The sequence below is a fragment of the Paenibacillus sp. HGH0039 genome (assembly GCF_000411255.1).
GTDB lineage: Bacteria > Bacillota > Bacilli > Paenibacillales > NBRC-103111 > Paenibacillus_F.
On the sequence record NZ_KE150413.1, the window covers coordinates 2,487,202 to 2,508,372 of the forward strand.

A 21,171-nucleotide genomic window follows, 5' to 3' on the forward strand; every position below is an offset into this window, starting at 1 on the left:
CAAATACAAGGGAGAATGAGAAATCATGAAACGTTTTTCCCAAATGGCCCTATTAATGGTAGTCATTCTTTTATTGTCCGTAACAACGGCGTTCGCTCAAACATCCAAGGTTGATGTCGGCAGCGGATTGGATCTTCTTATCGACGTCCAAGGAACATCTGTCCCTGGTAAACCAACTGTGGTATTCGATTCCGGCGCCGGTGATGACCATGCTGTATGGCAAACGGCTTATGTACAACAACAAATCGCTCATAGCACATTGACCGTTTCCTATGACCGTGCCGGTCGTGGTCAATCCGATGATGACGCTAACATTGCCAAGGACGCTGAGACAAAAGCAGCTCAACTTCACGCCTTACTTCATAACGCAAATATTCCCGGCCCGTACCTGTTTGTGAGCCATTCGATTTCCGGCGTGTTTGCACGTACCTTCGCTGCTCTGTATCCCGGCGAAGCAGCTGGCATTATCTTTGTTGATTCCACTCACGAAAATGTAGTTCAAGAATACGGAGAAGATTTTATCCGCGGCGACCTTGAGTACTCGGACGAGTTTGCATGGACCGACTGGTTGACAATTGATCAACAAATTCGTCAATTGAATGCACAAGATGCACTTCGTAACATACCGATTACGGTTCTTTCCGCGAACTGTCACGGTGTCTGCAATGAGCAAAACCCAGGCAGCTTGTTCGACGAAACCAAATGGGCTTCCTTGCAAAACAAAATTGCAGCCCTATCCAACGATGTTGTTCACACAACCGTTGACTCCGGCCATTACATTCAATTGAATAAGCCGCAAGCGGTAATCAGCGCTATCCATGCGATGTTTACACGTATCAATTAGCAATAACCTCCGAGAAGGTATAGATACTTTTATCTATACCTTTTTATCTTTTCTACATTATTATCGTGGGAGAGTGATGATATGAGTGGGAATAGTTTAGTTAGAAAAGCAATGAAAGTAACGTCGAAGAGTCAGTTCACTATCCCTAGTGAAATAATGGGAAAGCCGGGTCCCTTATAAAATCCAAAGGCTTTTCAAACCAAAAGATCATGGACACTCTGTAAGATGAAGTACAAGTAATTGTACATTATATCTTATTCAATAGTGTTTCATTTATAATGTTACACATTAAATAAAAATGCACATTACTAAATGCAAATTTTAGTAATGTGCTTTTCCTGTTGGCAATAGATTACCTTGTAGATCTTCTCCTAAATCATGGTCAAGAGAAAGTATATCTACTTCGTGAGTTTCAAGTAAGTGAATGGCTTCTTGAAACGTTCTTGCCACGACAAAACCAATCGGACAATCTCTTAAATCATCCACATATACATTAATCATAATAGTAATTCCTTTCTCCACGATATGTTTCAAATACGTAGTGAAATATAATTTTTAAAAATTAGTTTCCACTACTTGTTACGAATAGCCAAAGATATTAACGCTCGGTCTAAAGACCTCACTACGCCTCCAGCTGTGGGCTAAGTCCCCAAAGAAACAAACGTTGCATAATATACGATATTTTAAACATATATTTTCAACATCTAATTAACGAATATAATATGCATAGGAAAAGAGGATATATGCTCATATATTGAACATAATATCCTCTTATTAGTTTAGTCTATATAAATTTGTAATAAAGTTTGATTAATATCTTCCCTTCTCTGTAAATTTCTTAAAGGTTAGATGATTCTTTATTGGATATTTATGTTAATGTAACTATAAAGATTGTGATGAAATGTACTTAAACTAACGGAGCAGTTTTCTTAAAAAATGTGGTACAATCCAATTAGGATAATAACAAGAGTGGAAAACGGTTAGTCATTTTTATTGGACAGGGATATGATATGAATGCTATAGCTAAGTCTGCTTTGAAACAGAATCTAAAGAAGCTCTTTAAATTAAATATCAAGATGTAACATTCTCATAAACTGCTACATGTCCGAAGAAAATAAAGTTTTAGACTGGATCTGTTGATCCTACGTGGATTTCTGAATTGCTAAACCTTTTGGCTCCGAATAATAAGTATTAGACTGACTATATATTCTACACGAAGAAGAAATATTTACTCATGGACATTTAATTTATATTAGGAGAGGATATTATTATGGGTATTTTTTTAAAGATTACGTCTGATTCTTATGGGGGAGAAACTGTAGAAAAAGCTGATATAAATAATAAGGTGTTACACTATATTACCGATGCCTTAAATGATTATGTTTGGCAAGATTCAATTGCCCCCAAATTAAGGAAGATCAATGCACAATACAGTCATATTACATTGGGTACTATTCTTAGATTTTATCTTCTAAGATATATTGAAGTGGGTAATTTAAAGTCGTTTGCAAGATATATTAAAAAGGATGATAAACTTATAATAGACCAAATGCTTGTTTTAAATAAGTATGAAACTTTATCAGAAGATGAAACTAGAAAAACGCTTTGCGATGATATTTTTCTATATTTTAAAGAGATTATCTTAAAATACAAAGACCGTTTTCAAGATTTTGATGCTGTTATGTTTATTCCATTGCTTGAAGAAAGATTTGAAGAAATCAAGGAACAAAAATTCATTAGTAATAGAAATCCCACAAAGATTTAAAACTTTATTTTCTTTGGACACTACACTTCTATATACAAAATTGATTAAGGGCAGAAGTGACTAGGTGCTTGCTCATGATTTCTTTTGTAAGTCAAAATTACTTCAGTATGTGTGGCGAATGCTCAACTAACGGGTACTTTAATTGAAGATTCGCATCCAGAAATAATCAATCTTTATTATAAAAATCAAACTAGATAAATAAAGAACCAACTGTTTTGATCAAACTTTGTTTCAAAACAGTTGGTTTCTTTCTGTATAAAATCAGCGTTTGCAACTTACTTTTAATCGAACTTTATTCAAAAGCTACATTACGATTCAATCGTAAAGGGTTTTTTCTTTAACGTCATGTTCAATAATTGTTCGAATCTTATGTCCATCTATTATAGTAGATGAAGCTATTTGACCAAAAGTATGTGCATAATCTTCTATTATTTTCGAAATTAAATTTTTGAGGATAAATAAATTATTAAAGAATGTGTTATCGATTAACCCATCTTCATATTGCCATTCGGTATAACCAAACAATTCTGCAATGTCACTTATTTCCCCAAAACGGTCAAAGGTTGAATGAATAGTGGAATTTACAAAGCAGTCAATTGGAACATCGAACTCCAAAATGTAATACTTGCAGTTCTCTTTTTTAGCCCATGAATCCTGTAAATAAAATAAAGGAACATTATCAAGATATTTAACTATATTTTCAATCGTATTCAATATCTCTGGGGAATATCTAACTGAGTCATAATCGTATATTTTCTTTAAATCGCCATCTAAAAACACTTCTGTTTCGCAATCATCATAATACAATTTCAAATACAGTAAATCCATTGCTTTGTGATAATAATCATCTTTTAAAGTAGGATTAGTTTCGTATAAGTCATAACTATTACATCTCTTATATTCTTCTTCAATATTATTTTTTCGATAAGAATAAATAGGGAAAACTTGATTTTTGTAAATGAATTTCTTTTCACTTACGTTAATAGAAATGCCATATGAAAACAAAAATGTGCTTAAGGTCGTTTCTTCTTCTAACATTCTCTTAAGATTCAAAAGCCCCTTATTACGTATAGAATATAAATTGTCGTTAGTAGTTGTTGCGTGTCTACAAGTCAAAAGGGTTTCTGGATGATATGTATAGTTTAAATCAATTTTTAAATCTTCTATTAGATCTATGAGGTTGTAATTCTTATCTATTCTATTAAGTACACTTTCTATATCCACATCAAAATAATTAGCCAACCCTTTAGCTGCGTCCATTGAATTTTTCATTTCAAAAAAATTTAAAACAAACATAAAAATCCCCCTCTATATTAGTTACTTTAAATGTACTATATACATTTTTAAACAACTAATATAGAGGGATTAAAATGTGTAACATTCTATTGTCTTTAATTAATTAGAATAAGAAACTAAAAGAACTTGACTTTTAATAAAACAAAGGTGCCATGATCTTTTTTATCTAGTGCTCACTCAGTTAAATGACCGGATTAATGAACTTTCAAGATAGTCCGGGACTGAAAACTGTGTTCAGCTTGGCAGACCGATATAACTAGTATCTTTTATAAATTATTTCTTGCCATTGATTTCGACGCGATTCCAACCGGCGACACAAGAATCTCCTCTGCCCGGGTTGGCTTTCTATATAGAAGCGCTGGAGTTACAAAACTCCAAAGCTACAGGGTCTGCCCGGCATCTGCCGTCAAAATCTGCCCCGTAACCGCCTCCTGTTCCAGAAGGGAGCAGATAATTTGGGCGATGTCTTCGGGGGTCGCAATCCGCTGGAGCGGAAGCTTGCCGATGAGGGCGTTCATCGTTTCTTCGCGGCCTTTCCACCAGCGTGTCGCTACCGCGCCTGGCGCGACGCAGTTCACGCGGATCTCCGGCGCAAGCGCTTGGGCCAGGGATTTGGTCAGCCCGTGGACGGCTGCCTTCGACACGGCGTAAGGGATGGAGGAGCCGAGACCTGTAAGTCCGGCTATGCTGCCGACATTGACGATGGCGCCGCTTTTGTTCTTTTTCATCCGGGGAGCGGCGGCTTTGGCGCAGGTAAACATGCCTTTGACATTGACCGCATAAAGTTCATCCCAAACTTCCTCCGTAGCCGCATCCAAATCGCTCATCGGGATATGCCGGGTGACGCTGGCATTGTTGACAAGCAGGTCAATGCTCCCGAACCGGGCGGCAATCAGTTCCGCAAGCTCCCTGACTTCGCTTTCCCGGGTCACATTCGCTTTAAAAGCGGCGGCACGCCCGCCTTCTTCGGCAATCCTCCGCACGGTGGATTCCGCATCCTCTCCGGATTGCGAGTAGCTGATGGCCACGATGGCGCCCCGTCTGGCCAGTTCAAGACTGGTCGCCCTGCCGATGCCGGTACCCCCGCCTGTTACCCAGGCGACTTTATTTTGCATGAACATGTACGATCACTCCTTCAAGGAATTCAATTTAGGTTTTCTGTATCCAGTTTAAAGGAAAAGAGTGATTTCATATACTTGAATGTTTTGAAGGAATTGTTCAAAATAATTGAATGAAGTGAAGGGAGGAACGCCGGTTGGATTTCAAAACGTTAAAGTCCTTTCAAAAAATCGTCGAACACGAAAACTTTGCCCGTGCGGCCGAAGAATTGGCTTATTCCCCGTCAACTGTCACTACCCAGATTCAGAAGCTGGAAAGCGATCTGGGCGTGCTCTTGTTCGAACGCGGCAAAAAAATTGCCTTAACCGAAGCGGGCCGCCTCTTTTATGAACAAAGCATTCCGATCCTGAAAAGCATGGAGCAGCTGCAAAAAACGCTGGGTGATCTTGCGTCGGGCGAGGCGGGGCATGTAAGGGTCGGCGTTACGGAGCCGACGGCCAGTCACCAGTTTCCCAGACTGATCCGCCGTTTTACGGATGTGTACCCGAACATTCGAATCTCCGTTGAGATTGCCGGAACGTCTGTTTTGACGGATAAAATCCTTAAAGGCGAGCTGGACTTCGGCCTAGGCTCGTTCCCGGATTCGGCCGCTCAGCTCCATTTCGAGCCTCTGTTTACGGAAGAGTTTCTCCTGCTTGTGCCCCAAGATCACGCGCTGGCCCGGGCGGAATCGGACTCGGTGACGCTGGGTCAGCTTCGCGAAACCCGTCTGCTTATTACGGCACAGTCGTGTCCTTACCGCAGAAAGCTGGAGACGGCGCTCCGGGAAGAGGGAAGCTTTCCGCCGGATACGATGGAGATCGGCAGCATGTCCGCGCTGAAACATTATGTCGCCGAAGGCCTCGGCGCAGCGCTTGTTCCGAGGATGGTGCTCGATCCCTTGCCAGAAGGCACGTTAGCGCTTCCCATGGAGGGTAGCGGAATTAACATGACGTGCGGTCTGATTTGCAGATCGGCTGATCTGCCGTTAAAGCGAGCGGGAAAGAACTTGTATGACTTTCTGCTGCACGAGTTCACCCGTCAAAAGGGATGACGCTCCTGTTCATTCCGGCTTGCCTTCTATAATTCGCCAAAGCAAAAAAACACCGACGGGCGGTGTTTTTTTGTTTTTCTGGTTCCTCCGGGAGGTTTATACGAGGGGGCCGGAATCGCCATAAATTAACCATTAACTTGTAAATTAACAAAAAGTTCATTCCCTGAAAAAGCTCCTTTAATCTTGTCACGTTAAGATGGAAGAAGAAGAGAATTAACCTTTGTATAATTATTGTTTCCGTATGTTATTCCAGACTAAGCAGGCTGACTGGAAAATATAATTGACAGAATTGTACAAATTTACAAAAAACCTCTTGATTGTTATATCCGAGTTAACCTATACTATTAATTGGATAGGAGATCCACATGATATAAAAATATACAAATCATGAAACTGGAGGGATGAAAGATGTACACGGAAATTGCTGAAAGCAAATTGAACCAATTGAAGGAAAGCGGCCAATATCGCGAGTTTGTCACCATTAACCGGCTGCGGACAAAATACCCTATGGCTCTTGTCGATAACCAGGGAGATCACCCGGTGGTCGTATGGTGCAGCAATGATTATCTCGGTATGTCTCAACATCCAGTTGTTATCGAAGCGATGCACAAGGCGATAGAATTGTACGGAGCCGGCTCCGGCGGTTCCCGGAATATCGGAGGTTCCCACCACTATTACGCGGAGCTGGAAGCTTCGCTGGCGGAATGGCACGGCAAAGAAGCGGCTCTCGTATTCCCGACGGGCTACGGCTCCAACGACGCCACGCTCCAGTGCCTGGCGCGCATTTTTCCCGACAGTATCATTTTCTCGGACGCTTTGAATCATGCTTCCATCATTAACGGAATTGTCAGCTCCAAAACGGAAAAAGCCGTTTTCCGGCACAACGACGTGCAGCATCTGGAAGAACTGCTGGCCGCCCAGCCGGCCGACCGGGCCAAAATCATCGTGTTCGAATCGGTGTACTCGATGGACGGGGATATCGCGCCGGTCCGTGAAATCGTGCGGTTAGCGAAAAAATACAAAGCCCTCACGTTCCTAGACGAGGTACATGCCATCGGGATGTACGGACCGCGCGGCGCGGGAATTGCGGCCCAGCTCGGCGTAGCGGACTCCATCGATTTCATTCAGGGAACGATGGCCAAGGGCATCGGGATTATAGGAGGCTACATAACGGGTTCGGCACCGCTGATCGACAGCGTGCGATCCTTCGCCTCGGGCTTCATTTTCACAACGTCCCTGCCTCCGGCCGTAGTAGCGGCCTGCTACGCCAGTGTGGAGCATTTGAAGCGTTCGGATGCGGAGCGCGGCGCACTTCATGCCAAGACGGCCCTGCTGCGCAATGTGCTGGCCGAGGCTGGCATTCCGGTGATGGAATCCAGCGAGACGCATATTCTTCCCGTTCTGGTCGGGGAGGCGAAGAAATGCAAGCTGGCTGCGCGCAGACTGCTGGAGAAGCATCATGTTTACCTGCAGCCGATCAACTCGCCGACAGTGCCGGTCGGTACGGAGCGGTTCCGGGTGAATGTGACTCCGAATCATACGGAAGAGCACATCTACGAACTCGTAAACGCCTTAACCGAAGTGTTCGAGTATTTCGATATCAAAACGCTGGCTTTGAAAGCCTGACCCGATCTTCCGGTTGAAAGGTCGGTTCCGTCAGCCTGCCAACAGAAGAAACGGGAGTGAATCGGCATGAATACGAGTCTGACCCTGCGGATAAGAAGGGCTTCGTTGGAAGATATAGGCGAGCTTGTGGAGCTCCGTAAAATTTTGCTCAGCCGGGGAGAGGGGCATTATGTCTCCCACTCCGCCGAAGAAGACCTCGCCTGGCAGTCGGAGTACCGGAATTGGCTCCGAGCCAATCTGACGGGAAACGACCGCATACTCGTGGCGGCGGCGAGCCTCGACGACGAAGAACGGATTTGCGCCTGCGCTATCGGCATTATCGACGACCGGGCGCCGATGAAAGGCTGCCTGAACGGTAAAGTCGGCTGGATTCAGACCGTGGTCGTTCATCCGGACAAGCGGCGCCACGGACTGGGCGAAGGGATTATGAATTATGTTTTATCCTGGTTCCGTGCCAACGAAGTAGGAAAGGTAACGCTCCAGACGACCCCCTCCGCCAAGCGGCTGTATGAGAATTTGGGTTTTTCGGAATCGGGGGAAGATCTTCTGATTAAAGAATTTTAATGATTCCCGGGAGGACGCGCATGAACGTACTAATTATCGGACTGGGCTATGCGGGAACCCGCTTCTCGCAAGCCTTCTCCAATCTGGACCCGGCTGTGACGGGAAATGAACCCGTTGAGATCGCATATGTGAACCGCAGCCCGAAATCGAACGGCTACCGGTATTTTTCCGACATAGAGACGGCACTGAAAGAATTCGAGCCTGCCGTAGTCGTCGTAAGCGTAAACGACGAATATCATATCGACGTGATCAAACAGCTCCGGGGCTACCGGGGATTCGTTATTTGCGAGAAACCTCTGGTGCATCCTCAGGACGATCTCGATGAGGTGGAGGCAAGCTTGAAGCACACCTCGGGATTCGCTCTGGACCTAGTGGAGCGGTACTCGGATGCCTCGATCACGCTGAAGCAGTATGTGAAGGATCATAATTTGCGTCTCGTACGCGCCAACTTTTACTGGGGAAAGGACCGGATTAACGACCACAGGCCGACAAGCGGGGTGATCAGCGAAATTATTCATCCGCTCGATCTCGTGCAGTGGGTGAGCGGCGGAGATGCGGAGCTGGAGTTGAAGGATCTGCAGGGCATCCGCTCCGATTTCTCCATTTCCGGAACGGCCGTGCTGGACAGTGCGGCGATAACCGCCAATCTGGCGGGAGCCGTCGTGACGGGTTACAGCAGCTTCGTCAATATTCTCCGCAAGCGGGAGGTCGATCTCGTCTTCGCCTCGCCGGCGAATAAGCTGATTTTTGCGACGATGATTTTTGACACGCCGGTCTGGGATATCGATTATTTGCGGATTTGGGAAAAAACGAATACCGGAGAACGCGTCATCGTGGATCTCAAGACGGAAATCGACGAAAGCCGTCCGGAGCTGAACACGATCCGCAAGTTAATCCGGCTCGTCGGCGATGCTGCGGGGTTTGCCGCTTCAGGGGCGGAACCTTCCCAGCCTTTCGCGGATTTGCCAAGTTCCCTGAAGCTCCAGAAGCTGCTCAATAGGATCGACGCGGACGCGAGGACAATCGGCCCTGTACAGTATGTCGTCGGCTCCGAACGGGAGTTTTTCAATGATGAAACGAACTGGGAACGCCTCGGCTGAGCTTCCGGGTCTACCATCGAACAAGATAAGCGAGGGAGATTTCCATGCAAAAAGTTTTACTGCTTACCATCGGCATGTTCGCTTTGGGCTTTGACGCCTACGTGGTGGCGGGTCTGCTTCCCGCAATCGGATCGGACTTCGCCATCAGCGCATCGCAGTCCGGTCAGGCCGTAAGCGTGTTTACGCTCTGCTATGCACTGGCGGCGCCGGTATTCGCCACGATACTGGCCGGCAAGCCGGTAAGGCGCATACTCCTGCTGGCGCTCGTCGTGTTCACGCTGGCCAACGCGGGAACGGCTCTTGCGCCGACCTATACGCTCCTGCTGCTCTCCCGCGCGATTGCCGGGATCGGAGCGGGCCTGTATTCGCCGCTGGCGGCGGCAGCTGCGGCGGCCCTCGTTTCCAGCGAGAAACGGGGGAGAGCGCTCGGCATGACGCTGGGCGGAATGAGCATGGGGACCGTCATCGGGGTCCCCGTAGGGCTGCTCATTGCCGAACAGATCGGCTGGCGTGGAACGCTCTGGGCCGTAACGGCACTCGGCGTCATCGCGATAATCGGCATTACCGCTTGGTTTCCGAACTTTCCGGCTGCGGCTCCGCCTTCCCTGCGTCAGCGTCTTGCCATGATGACGAACGGGCGCGTTGCCGCGACTGTCGGCATCACATTTATTACGAGTGTCGCCAGTCTTGGGCTGTACACGTACGTGGCGTCCGTCCTGCAGGATCTGGCTGACGTCCAGGCTATCACGCCGTACTTGTGGGCGTGGGGAATCGGCGGAGTCATCGGCAGCTTTTCCATCGGGACGCTCATTGACCGTACGGGACGTCCCGGGCTGCTGATGACCGTGATTCTGGCGCTGATGGCGCTGGCAGTCTTCGTCCTTCCGGTCGGGATTCACTACACGCTTGCCGCTTTCGTGGCCTTCGTCGTGTGGGGGGCGACCGGCTGGGCTTCACAGGCTCCGCAGCAGCATGTACTCCTCGTCCTTCAGCCTGAACACGGACCGGCCGCCGTGGCGCTGAACAGCTCCGCGAATTATCTCGGCAGCGCGGTAGGCTCCGCCTTTGGCGGCGCGGTTCTGCTCGCGGGGCTGGCACCCGGCCAGCTGCCGATCGCGGCGGGCGCGCTGATTGCGGCGGCGCTGCTCGGGCAGATCTGGATCGTCTCGCGCAGCCGGGGCTTTGCCAAAGCCGGCCGGGAAGAGAAGATCCAGTCTTGAGCGGGATCGCGTGAGCGCAAATGCAAAAAGACCTTTCAGCCGCTCAGCGGCATGAAAGGTCTTTTTGTCGTCCGCGCCAGTCGTCCGCGCTAGCCGCCGGCGTACTCGCTCCGGACGATCCGGACGTTCTCGTCGTGGCAGCCGTCCGTAAAGGCGGAGCGGTAAGCGTGCGCGTCCCGGAGCGCCAGCAGAGCGTTGTCGTCGTCAGCCTGAACGGCCCCGATCAGGCTTGCGAGGTACCGGTCCGCGAGCTCCAGCCGGCGCTCCATTTCGCGGACGTCTCCGGTCGCCTGCCCGTGTCCGGGGACAAGCAGCTCCAAGTTATGGGCGCCGTAAATGTGCCGGACAGTGTCCAATGTCCGCTCATATGCTTTAGCGCTGTCATAAATGAAGGGCAGCTCGAAGTCCGACAAATAATCCCCGGCGATCAGTATGCCTAACGGCTCGACCACGGTCATCAGCCCGTCAGCCGTATGACCGGGTGCGAGATAGAAAGTCAGGCGGGTTTCTCCGAGCTGGAACACCTGCCCGTTTCCGGCCGCTGCGATGTCAACGTGCGGGAACTCCACGGGATAGCCTCGGTCGATACAGTGGCCGGCATCGAACGAAGTGATGAGGGCCAGCTTTTTTTCTTTGTCCGGGTGGCTCAGCAGTCCTTCGCTTCCGATCGTGACAGCCCCCGGGAACGCCTTATATCCGATAATATGGTCGAAATCGCCGTGGGTAAACAGCACGTAAACCGGCCGGTCGCCCCGCACGGCTTCGACATGCTGCCGGATTTCTTCGATCTCCCGAGGCAGCCAATTCGGATCTGCGATCAAGACGAGATCATCTGTCACGATTACGGTCGAGGTTGTTTTGTATATCGCGCTTTGAAAGACAGTTACATGTCCGTTCTGGTATTGGATCATACGTTTCATAATCTCCTTGCTCCATGGACGATTTGCGCCCGGCATTTAAGAGAAATTGTAGCATCCAAAGGCGGAGAAAGAAACCGGGCGGGCTTATCTTTTGAATGAAACCTTTTATTCACCGGCGGATGAAAAAAGATACCGCTTACCAGAGAAATGAGTTATGCTAGGAGCATGACGAACTTTCTAAACGAATGGAAAACCCAACTGCTCGAATACAGCCGGAACATTCGTCTTTTTTTCGTGTTTATTTTCGTGTGGAATACGGGTCTCGGCATGTTCGGGCTCGTGTACAATTTGTACGTCCGCGCTCTTGGCTACGATCAGACGATGGTTGGACAGTTGGTCGGGATGACGGCTATAGCATCCGCAATCATATTAATCCCGGCGGGAATAATGAACGACAGATTCGGGCCCAAGCGGATCGTATCCGCCGGTCTCTTTTTTGTGCTGCTGGCACTGACGGCCCGCTCTCTTTTCGAATTCAAAAACGCCCTCCTCGTCACTTCGTTTCTCGGCGGAATGTCGCAGGCGGTCGTATCCGCTACGATTATTCCTTTTATGGCCAACAATTCGACGCCCCGACAGCGGGTTCACTTGTTCAGCTTCAACATGGCGCTAAGTATGTTCGCAAGCGTGGCGGGAAATATGCTGGGCGGCGTTTTGACGGACATGTTCCAGTTTGCCTTCGGCATCTCGGAAGTGCTCAGCTTGAGAACGACTTTGCTGATCGGGGTCGGAACGATGGCGCTCGGACTCATTCCCGTGCTCTTGTATACATCGGAAGCTTCCGGAGAAAAAGACGAAAGGGAGGATAAAAGGGCCGGTCCTAAACCCGGCTGGCGGCAAACGGCATCCAGGCACAAGTCTTCGCTGCAGATTATCGCGCTGTTTGCGTTTCTGAGTCTGCTGTCATCGACGGCGGGCGGGATGATCGTGCCTTATTTGAACGTGTATTTCGAGGACAGGTTCGATGCCTCTAAAACGATGATCGGCTTCATCGTGTCGCTGGGTCAAGGGGCGACCGCGCTTGCTTTTCTGCTCGGTCCCGCCATTGCGCGCAAAATCGGCGAAGCGAGAGCGGTCGTCCTGCTCCAGTTGAGCTCGATTCCTTTTCTGCTGATTACGGCGTACTCGTCTAATTTTACACTGGCCAGCGTAGGATACTTGTTCAGACAGGCGCTTATGAATGCGGCGAATCCTTTTTACAGCACGATCAAAATGAAGTATGTCGACCGATCGATGCGGGGACTTGCGTCCAGCTCCGGGGAAGCGATGTTCAATCTGGGCTGGTTTCTGGCCTCTCCGGTCAGCATGGGACTTGTGGCGATGTACGGTTCTTACTACGGCTACGCCTACGCTTTCAGCATTACGGCCGTCGTTTATACCGTGATTTGTATTCTGTTTCACGTGTTCTTCGGCAAAGAACGCTTCAAGCCGGTGGAGGAAGCCGAGCAGGCAGCCGGGTAACAGCCGATTTGATCGGGATGCTTCCGAATGGAAGTGTCCTTTTTTTATTTACACGTCTTGATTCCCAAGGATTGACAGAAATAAGAGGGATCGCTATAATCATAACATACTAATATTATCGGTTTAATCAGATATCGACCAGGTCACTGGAGATACGGTCTTTCCCGGAGGGAAGCTGTGTCTCCTTTTTTTGTGGGGCAAAATGAGCCGGCAACGGGAAGGCGGCAGAATGCGACTTAAACTTAATGAAATGGAGAGGACTTATGATTTCATCCAGACGTAATTTTCACAAGGCAGTTTTGACTGCACTTATTCTCGTGATCGTGTCCGGCTGCGGGGGAAACGCGGGGAATACCGGCAGCGCAATCCCTCCGGCCTCTGAAAACGGAGCAGCCGGGCAGCCGTCCGCCGTTCAAGGCGGCACGTTTACGTACGCGCTCGCCGGATCGCCGTCCGGACTCGATCCTAACGTGGTGCCCGCCGCACTCGATTACCGGGTTATGCGCTCCATTTACGACAGTCTTGTCGTCCAGCTGCCCGACCAGTCCATCAAACCGTGGCTCGCCGAGGAATGGACGGTTTCACCCGACGGAAAAGAGTATACGTTTAAGCTGCGCAAGGACGTTAAGTTCCATGACGGAACGCCCTTTAATGCGGCTGCCGTTAAAGCGAATTTCGACCGGATCGTGAATCCGGCTACCAAATCCCGGTTCGCCGTTACCCTGCTGGGTCCTTTTGAATCGTCCGAAGCGGTTGACGAATACACCGTAAAGGTGCGGCTGAAATCGCCTTACAGCGCGTTTCTGAGTTCGCTCAGCCAGGCTTTTCTCGGAATCGTTTCACCGGCGGCCGCCGAGAAATACAAGGACCAGCTTACCAAAAACCCCGTAGGCACAGGCCCTTTCAAATTCGTGAGCTGGACCGAGAATTCGGCCGTCACGCTGCAGCGCAATCCTGATTACAAGTGGGCGCCGGAACTGGCGGCCAATAAAGGCGCACCGTACATAGACAAGCTCGTATTCAAAATTATTCCCGAGGAGGCGACCCGAATCGGCAGCGTTCAAAGCGGGCAGGTTTCGGCCGGAGAGACGGTGCCTCCCCAGAATTTCGTCTCTTTGAAGAATGACCCGAACGTGCAACTTTTCCAGGCGGAGTCTTCGGGCATTCCCTACACGCTGATGCTCAATCAGGATCATGCGCCCTGGAACGAGCTGGAGGCCCGCAAGGCCGTCCAGCTGTCGATCGACTTCGATGCCATCGTCAAAACGCTGTATCTGGGCGCATATACGCGTGCCTGGTCTCCGTTGACTCCGTCCGTGCTTGGCTACAATCCCTCGTTGGAAGGGGCGCTCAAACCCGATCCGAACGAAGCGGGCCGCCTGCTTGACGGACTAGGCTGGATCAAGGGGGCGGACGGAATCCGTGAGAAAAACGGCAAGAAGCTGACGATCCGTTACATCGACGCGTCGCCGAACAGGGAGAAGCGCAACGACATTGCGGCGATGATCCAGCAGCAGCTGAAAAAAGCCGGAATCGCCGTGGAAGTGGAAATTTTGGCCGATACGACGACGGCTCTTATGGTCAAGGGGACGAATGATCTGGTCGGCGTCAGTAATGTTTCGGGCGACCCGGACATTTTGCGCAGCTTTTTTCATACGAATGCCATTCCGAAAGACGGGAAGTGGGGGCACAACCACACCCACAAATCCGATCCCACGCTGGACGCCTGGCTGGAAGAGGGGCTTAGAGAGCAGGACCCCAAGAAGCGAGCGGAGATTTACAAGCAGGTTCAATCTTATCTGATCCAAAATGCATACGGATTCCCCGTGTACGTATTTCCATATACCGTCGCAGCCGGGAAAAACGTGAGCGGACTTAAATTCGATTCGCTGGGATATCCGTTGTTTTACGATGTAAGCCTGAAAAAATCGTGACGGGAGGAAGCCGGGTTGATTTACGCCATCGCAAGAAGACTGGTCTCTTCGCTGCTTGTCATAGGAGGCGCTTCGGTTCTCGTCTTCTTTATTCTGTACCTGCTCCCGGGAGATCCGGTGGTGATGATGCTTGCCGGGACGTCCGCTTCTGCGGAGACGGCAGCGAATCTGCGGCATCAGCTGGGCTTGGATCAGCCCGTGATCCGGCAATTTCTCGTCTATGCGGAAAATTTGCTGCGGGGGGATTTCGGGAAATCTCTCGTTAACGACGACCCGGTGCTCCCCAAAATTTTGGAGCAGTTTCCCGCAACGGCGCTGCTTACCGCAGCGGGTACTTTCCTGGCGGTTGTGACGGGAATCTGGCTCGGCGTGCTTTCGGCGGTTCACCGCAACAGCTTCATTGATTTCCTGGCCCGCATCGTGTCGCTGTTCGGAATTTCCATGCCGACCTTCTGGTCGGGCATCCTTCTGATCCTCGTTTTCTCCGTCCGGTTGAACTGGTTTCCGGCCGTAGGATCGGAAGGGTGGGAGTCGCTTGTTCTGCCGGCGGCTGCGCTTGGACTTGTGGGATCGGGTTTTATCGTGCGCATGGTACGGAGTTCCATGCTTGAGGTTATGAACGAACCGTTTATTACCACCCTTCGTTCCAAAGGGCTTAGCGAAAGAGTCGTCATGTACCGGCATGCGCTGCGCAGCGCCCTAATTCCGGCTCTTACCATGATCGGCATCCAGATCGGAGAACTCATAGCCGGGGCCGTCGTGATCGAAACGGTCTTTTCCAGACAGGGAATCGGCAGGCTGCTGGCGGGAGCCATCTTGTCCAAAGATCTTCCGGTCGTACAAGGCGTCGTTTTCTTTACCGCAATCGTGTATGTCCTTGTAAATGTGCTGGTGGACTTGTCCTATGCTTTCATCGATCCCAGAGTGAGAAGGGCCGTCTGATGCAGGCGACCGTTAAAGAGACGCGTGAAAAGGGGGGAGCGGTATGAAAACCGCGGCAGAAGTAAACTACATGCCGGAACAGCTCACCCGGGAGCGGAGCCGGGAACCGAAACAAAGACGGAGAATACCGGGCTTTTTGCGCCAAGGGGATCTTCCGTATTATGCGGCGCTCTTAATCGTCTCGGCGATTGCGCTCAGTGCAGTCGTTCCGCAATGGCTGGCGCCTTATCCGCCGGCGGAAATGAATGCGGACGCCCTGCTCCAGAAGCCGGGCGCCGCCCACTGGTTCGGGACGGATTACTATGGAAGGGATATGCTCAGCCTTCTCATATACGGGGCCAGAGATTCACTTCTGATCGGCGCAGGTTCCGTTCTCATCGGAGGGGCCGCAGGCATGCTGATCGGCAGTCTGGCCGGTTACATCGGAGGCTTCGCGGACGGAATGCTCATGCGGATCATTGACGTGCTCATGGCCATACCGGGCTTGCTGCTGTCACTGGCCATTGCGGCCGCCTTGGGGCCGAGTCTGCTCAACATTGTGCTGGCCGTCAGTGTGTCGCTGGTGCCCAAATTTGCCCGGGTTGTCCGCAGTCAGGTGATCAGCATCAAAAGCCGTCCCTACATCGCTGCATCCCGGTCGATCGGCGCGGGCGGAGGTCATATTTTCGTGAAGCATGTGCTTCCTCACGTGTTTTCTCCGCTGCTCGTCATGGCGACGATAGGAATCGGATCGTCCATTCTGGTCGGCTCTGCGCTTAGTTTCCTGGGGCTGGGTGTGCTTAAGGAGATTCCGGACTGGGGAACGCTTCTTTCACAGGGCAGAGGTTATTTGACCGTCGCCTGGTGGAATGCGACTTTTCCGGGACTCGCGATTACACTCCTGGTGCTGGCCGTCAATCTGGTGGGAGACCGCTGGAGGGATGCCCTCGATCCCAAGCGGCTTGCAAAATGAACGGGAGAAAAACCCGGAGGGGAGGGGACGATCATGGCAAAGCCGATTTTGGAAATTGACCGGTTGAGGGTGGAATTTACCAAAGAAAACGAAAGCCTGACGGCACTATCGGAAGTCAGCCTGCATATCAGACCCGGCGAGACGCTCTGTCTGGTCGGGGAATCCGGCAGCGGCAAAACGATTTTGTCCAAAGCGATCCTCCGTCTGGTGGAATTTGAAGGGGGGAGCATCACTCACGGCACCATCCGGCTGGGACAGGAAGACGTAACCCGGCGTCCGCAGAAGCAGATGGGCGGAATCCGGGGCAGGAAGGCCGCGATGGTTTTCCAAGAGCCGATGGCGGCGTTCGATCCGCTTTTTCCGGTCGGAAAGCAAATCGCCGAGGCGTATCTTCGGCATAACCGCAGCTCCTATAAGGAGGCGTGGGAGCACGCAGCCCGTCTGCTCGGCAAAGTCGGCATCCCGGAGCCCGGCCTGCGGATGAAGCAGTACCCGGGCGAGCTGTCCGGGGGAATGCTCCAAAGGGCAATGATCGCAATGGCGCTGTCCTGCGCTCCCGACCTGCTCATTGCCGACGAGCCGACAACGGCGCTGGACGTAACGATCCAGTCGCAAATCTTGACCCTTCTGAAGGAGATCCAGAAGGAATACGGCATGTCGATCCTGTTCGTCACGCATGATCTGGGCGTGGCGGCCGAGATCGCCGACCGGGTTGCCGTCCTGTATGCGGGCGGAATCGTCGAGATCGGTGAGGCGGATGCGTTGCTCCGGACCCCGCTGCATCCTTACACCAAGGGGCTCATCGGCTCCGTCACGGGTTTGGAGACGCCAAGGGGCTCCCGGCTTCCTTCTATTGAAGGAAGCATTCCTTCGCTGGCCGAGCCGCCGTCCGGCTGCCGCTTTCACCCCCGCTGCCCGCATGCCGTCCAGAGGTGCGCGCAGTCCGCACCGCCTCTGGAAGAGATCGCGGGACGCGAGGCGGCGTGCTGGCTTGCCGGAGAACTCCGGCAGAAGGAGGATGCGCAGGCGGCGGAAGCCTCGCCGGACATTGTCCGGGGGCGTGCGGAGTTCACGCCCGCCGTGATCCGGCCCGACGCCGCCGCTCCGCCGGAGGAAAACACCGCAGGCGGAATCTCCGGCGATCGGACGCCGCTGTTTTCCGTCCACGGCCTGCGGAAAACATACCGGCTCGGAGGCGGGTTTCTCCGCCGGCCCAAAGGGTCGATCTATGCCGTCGACGATGTCACCTTCACGATCCGGGAAGGAGAGACGTTCGGTTTGGTCGGCGAATCCGGCAGCGGCAAGTCGACCCTCGGCCGGACGCTGCTTCATCTGGAGCCGCCTACGGAAGGTGATGTTCTTTTTGCCGGCAAAGAGATTTCCGCCATGTCTCCCTCGGAGCTGCGGAAGGCGAGAAAACAGATGCAGGTCATTTTCCAGGACCCGTACGGCTCGCTTAATCCGCGCTGGACAGTCGGGCAGTGTATCGGCGAACCTTTGGCTGTCCACGGGACGCACCAGGGGAAAGAGCGCAGGGATAAAGTCTCGGAGCTGCTGGCTTCGGTCGGTCTGCCCCCTTCGGCGGGCGAACGGTATCCCCATGAATTTTCAGGGGGACAGCGTCAAAGGATCGGCATTGCCAGAGCGATGGCTCTGCAGCCCCGGTTTATTCTGGCCGATGAGGCCGTATCGGCTCTGGACGTATCGGTGCAGGCCCAAATTCTGAATCTGCTGCAGGAACTCCGGGAGAGGGAGAATCTCACGTATCTGTTTATCGGGCACGGTCTTCATGCGGTCCGGCATATGTCCGACCGCATCGGCGTGATGTACCTCGGCAAGCTTGTGGAAACGGCTCCGAGCGACGAGCTGTTCCGCCATCCGGCCCATCCTTACACGGCCGCTCTGCTGGCGTCCGTCCCGAGGCGCGACCGCAGCGGCTCACCGGAGAGGGTCCGGCTCGCGGGCGAAATTCCCTCCCCGGCCAACCCGCCGTCCGGCTGCCGGTTCCACACGCGCTGTCCGGGGGCAACGGCGCTGTGCCGGGAGGTTCAGCCCGAATGGATAGAGGTAGGCCCGGGACATACGGCGGCCTGCCATTATCCGCTGTAAAACGGTCTGCTGCTGCAGGTTCTAAAGGCGAGGTGACGACAATGGGAGATATTTTCCGGCTGGCGGAGGAAAGCGACACCGGACAGCTGTTAACGCTTATCGAGGGGGCTTATCGAGCGATCCGGGACCTGAACATCGACTTCAGGGCGACACGGGCGGATTACGAGTTCGTTCGGACAAACATGGAGGAAAACGCGTGCTACGTTTTGGAGCGAGACGGACGGATAAGCGCAACCCTTTCGCTGAAATACATGGAAGAAGTATCCGTGTATCCGTTCTTGTTTATGTTTGCCGTTCACCCGGCGGAGCAGTCTCAAGGTGTGGGCAGCCGCCTGCTCCGTTACGTGGAGGAAGAAATCGTGCGGGATACGCTTTTGTCGCCCGCTTCGACGCTCGCAACGTCACGTAAGCATCCGTGGCTTCTTCCCTTTTACGAGCGGAAAGGCTACCAGCCCTTCTACGAGAGGGATCTCGGGACCGACGACCAACTGGTTTTCATGATCAAAAACCTTCGGAGCGGGTCCGGCACGGACCGTGAAGACCCCGTTCATTCGTCCGGCGAGACGGGAGCAGAGCGGTATTCTTTTCCCGGGGATCTAAAGAAAATTTGAAGTGGAGGAATGTTACGGTGAAAAAAAGACATCGGGTTACTTGGCTGATTGTACTGGCCGCTTTCATGACCGGCTTATCGGCCTGCGGGGCGCCTGCCGCCTCGCCGGCCTCGTCGCCGAATCCAGGGGGAGAGCCCGGCAAAGGAGCGAATTCCGGCGAAAAGACCGTGTATATCGGCATTGTGAACGCACCGATTACACTCAGCCAGATTAACGACCAGGGCGATTCCGCCTCGGACAACGTGATCGCGCTCCTCAACGATTCACTGTTGAATCTGAACGAGAAATTTGAATTTACTCCGAAGCTGGCGGAGTCCGTCGAGACGAAAGACAATCAGACTTTCGTTGTGAAGCTGAATCCATCTGCGAAATGGAATGACGGTAAACCTTTTACGACGGCCGATGTCGCTTTTACGCTCCAGACCGCTCTGCACCCGAAAGTCGAGACTTACTTCAAGCTGAATTTTATCGAAGGGCTGAACAATGCGGGGAAGCTGGAGGAAGGGAAAACGGAAATCAGCGGCCTCAAAATCGTGGACGATCGCACATTCGAAGTGCGGACGAAGACGCCGGTCGATCCGCTTCTTTTCAAAGAACGGTTCGGAACGAAAGTATTTTTCCTGCCGAAGCACATCCTGAAAGACGTTCCCCCCGAACAGATCGCGACTCACCCCTACTTCCAGAAACCCGAAGTAACGATCGGGGCGTTCAAATTCGCCAACTTCGTAAAGGGCCAGTATACCGAGGTGGTCAAAAACCCGAACTATTATTTGCCGCCGGCCAAGCTCGACAAAATCTTTATTAAAGTGCTTCCGGCCGCCAATCTGGTGGCACAGCTGCAAACGGGCGAAATTCATATGAATTCGCTGCCTGTCGGTCTCATTCCGATCACGGAATACGAGAAAGTAAAGGCGCTGCCTAACGTGGAACTTACGACGAGCAATCCTTCCATTCCGCCCGAACTCTTCTTCAACACGGCCAATATCAGCGATTCCCGCGTGCGTCAGGCCTTCGCTTACGCGATCAACCGCAAGCTTATTGTCGATCAGCTTCTGAAAGGCCAGGGCGAAGTGATTGACGGCGGCATTCCGAGCTATCACCCCAATTTCAATAAAGACATCCAGCCATACCCCTACGATCCGGAAAAGGCGAAAAAGCTGCTCCAGGAGGCGAAATGGGACACGAACAAGCCTATCCAATTCCTGATTCCGGTGGGCAATAAAGTGCGCGAGCAGGCGGCGGATATTCTTGTCCAGAATTTGCAGGCCGTCGGTTTGAAGGTTCAGGTTCAGAAGTATGACTTTGCGACGCTGATCCAGAAGGTGCGCAAAAAAGAGTTTGATCTTACTATTTTCAACCGCGACTTTTATATTGAACCGAGCTCATATTTCACTTTGTACAAAAGCGACAGCTCGAGCAATTACTACAGCTACAAAAATCCGAAGGTGGATGAGCTGATTACAAAAGGGGAGACGGAATCCGATCCGGCGAAGCGGCGGCAGATCTACAACGAGCTGCAGGCGGTCATCCATGAGGATGTGCCTACGCTCGCGGTTTACTCGGAGAAGCGTCTGCTTGCCGTCTCCAAAGACGTTCTGGTCGGAAAACCCCGCGATATCGGGATGTACAACAATACAAACGAGTGGGATTTGAAAAAATAGAAAGGCGTGAGGGC

At 51.6% G+C, this 21,171-nt stretch carries 16 protein-coding genes and 2 pseudogenes; 14 read left to right on the forward strand and 4 right to left on the reverse strand.

Features of this window, described 5'->3' with window-relative positions; genetic code table 11:
• The first annotated feature begins 25 nt into the window (after window positions 1–25).
• Window positions 26–844 (forward strand): alpha/beta fold hydrolase, encoded by an 819-nt coding sequence (locus tag HMPREF1207_RS25715; protein WP_009673541.1) that lies wholly within the window; start codon window positions 26–28, stop codon window positions 842–844.
• A gap of 336 nt (window positions 845–1,180) precedes the next feature.
• On the opposite strand, the pseudogene HMPREF1207_RS28950 reads toward HMPREF1207_RS25715, so the two are convergent.
• Window positions 1,181–1,345 (reverse strand): annotated as a pseudogene (locus tag HMPREF1207_RS28950) (cyclic-phosphate processing receiver domain-containing protein); the annotation flags it as partial.
• Between the two features lie 769 nt (window positions 1,346–2,114).
• On the opposite strand from HMPREF1207_RS28950, the gene HMPREF1207_RS25720 reads away from it, so the two are divergent.
• Window positions 2,115–2,609: a hypothetical protein gene (locus tag HMPREF1207_RS25720; RefSeq protein ID WP_009673817.1), complete on the forward strand. Its 495-nt coding sequence runs from the start codon at window positions 2,115–2,117 to the stop codon at window positions 2,607–2,609.
• A gap of 315 nt (window positions 2,610–2,924) precedes the next feature.
• Here HMPREF1207_RS25720 and HMPREF1207_RS25725 read toward each other — a convergent pair whose 3' ends face one another.
• Complete coding sequence (locus HMPREF1207_RS25725) at window positions 2,925–3,905, reverse strand: hypothetical protein (protein ID WP_009673568.1); 981 nt, start codon at window positions 3,903–3,905, stop codon at window positions 2,925–2,927.
• Between the two features lie 380 nt (window positions 3,906–4,285).
• A complete protein-coding gene (locus tag HMPREF1207_RS25730; RefSeq protein ID WP_009673803.1) occupies window positions 4,286–5,026 on the reverse strand; it encodes an SDR family NAD(P)-dependent oxidoreductase in 741 nt (246 codons plus the stop codon).
• 134 nt (window positions 5,027–5,160) lie between these two features.
• Between HMPREF1207_RS25730 and HMPREF1207_RS25735 the strand changes: the two genes are divergently transcribed.
• From HMPREF1207_RS25735 to HMPREF1207_RS25755, 5 genes and pseudogenes are all read left to right on the forward strand, one after another.
• Window positions 5,161–6,057 carry a LysR family transcriptional regulator gene (locus HMPREF1207_RS25735; protein WP_009673686.1) on the forward strand — a complete coding sequence of 299 codons (897 nt, stop codon included), beginning with the start codon at window positions 5,161–5,163 and terminating at the stop codon, window positions 6,055–6,057.
• A 408-nt stretch (window positions 6,058–6,465) separates the two neighbouring features.
• On the forward strand, window positions 6,466–7,683 hold the full coding sequence (gene hemA / locus HMPREF1207_RS25740; RefSeq protein WP_009673589.1) for a 5-aminolevulinate synthase: 1,218 nt from the start codon (window positions 6,466–6,468) through the stop codon (window positions 7,681–7,683).
• Window positions 7,684–7,749: 66 nt separating this feature from the next.
• Window positions 7,750–8,247 carry a GNAT family N-acetyltransferase gene (locus HMPREF1207_RS25745; protein ID WP_016424146.1) on the forward strand — a complete coding sequence of 166 codons (498 nt, stop codon included), beginning with the start codon at window positions 7,750–7,752 and terminating at the stop codon, window positions 8,245–8,247.
• Between the two features lie 20 nt (window positions 8,248–8,267).
• A pseudogene (locus tag HMPREF1207_RS30820) lies at window positions 8,268–8,579 on the forward strand (Gfo/Idh/MocA family oxidoreductase); the annotation flags it as partial.
• An 812-nt stretch (window positions 8,580–9,391) separates the two neighbouring features.
• Window positions 9,392–10,567 (forward strand): MFS transporter, encoded by a 1,176-nt coding sequence (locus tag HMPREF1207_RS25755; RefSeq protein WP_009673675.1) that lies wholly within the window; start codon window positions 9,392–9,394, stop codon window positions 10,565–10,567.
• Between the two features lie 89 nt (window positions 10,568–10,656).
• Here the strand turns inward: HMPREF1207_RS25755 and HMPREF1207_RS25760 are convergent, their stop codons facing one another.
• Window positions 10,657–11,487, reverse strand: a complete 831-nt coding sequence (locus HMPREF1207_RS25760; protein ID WP_231392138.1) for an MBL fold metallo-hydrolase — start codon at window positions 11,485–11,487, stop codon at window positions 10,657–10,659.
• 165 nt (window positions 11,488–11,652) lie between these two features.
• Here HMPREF1207_RS25760 and HMPREF1207_RS25765 point away from each other — a divergent pair, with 165 nt between their 5' ends.
• From HMPREF1207_RS25765 to HMPREF1207_RS25795, 7 genes are all read left to right on the forward strand, one after another.
• The gene (locus tag HMPREF1207_RS25765) at window positions 11,653–12,948 is read left to right on the forward strand and encodes an MFS transporter (RefSeq protein ID WP_009673658.1); all 1,296 of its coding nucleotides are present in this window, start codon (window positions 11,653–11,655) and stop codon (window positions 12,946–12,948) included.
• Between the two features lie 263 nt (window positions 12,949–13,211).
• The gene (locus tag HMPREF1207_RS25770) at window positions 13,212–14,882 is read left to right on the forward strand and encodes an ABC transporter substrate-binding protein (protein ID WP_009673643.1); all 1,671 of its coding nucleotides are present in this window, start codon (window positions 13,212–13,214) and stop codon (window positions 14,880–14,882) included.
• Window positions 14,883–14,897: 15 nt separating this feature from the next.
• A complete protein-coding gene (locus tag HMPREF1207_RS25775; RefSeq protein WP_009673855.1) occupies window positions 14,898–15,824 on the forward strand; it encodes an ABC transporter permease in 927 nt (308 codons plus the stop codon).
• Between the two features lie 43 nt (window positions 15,825–15,867).
• Window positions 15,868–16,776, forward strand: coding sequence for an ABC transporter permease (locus HMPREF1207_RS25780; protein WP_009673563.1), 909 nt, complete (start codon window positions 15,868–15,870; stop codon window positions 16,774–16,776).
• Between the two features lie 33 nt (window positions 16,777–16,809).
• Window positions 16,810–18,885: an ABC transporter ATP-binding protein gene (locus HMPREF1207_RS25785; RefSeq protein WP_009673622.1), complete on the forward strand. Its 2,076-nt coding sequence runs from the start codon at window positions 16,810–16,812 to the stop codon at window positions 18,883–18,885.
• Complete coding sequence (locus HMPREF1207_RS25790; protein ID WP_231392139.1) at window positions 18,834–19,496, forward strand: GNAT family N-acetyltransferase; 663 nt, start codon at window positions 18,834–18,836, stop codon at window positions 19,494–19,496. Before HMPREF1207_RS25785 ends, HMPREF1207_RS25790 begins: the two co-directional genes overlap by 52 nt.
• Window positions 19,497–19,513: 17 nt before the next feature.
• Window positions 19,514–21,157, forward strand: coding sequence for an ABC transporter substrate-binding protein (locus tag HMPREF1207_RS25795; RefSeq protein WP_009673904.1), 1,644 nt, complete (start codon window positions 19,514–19,516; stop codon window positions 21,155–21,157).
• Window positions 21,158–21,171 lie beyond the last annotated feature (14 nt).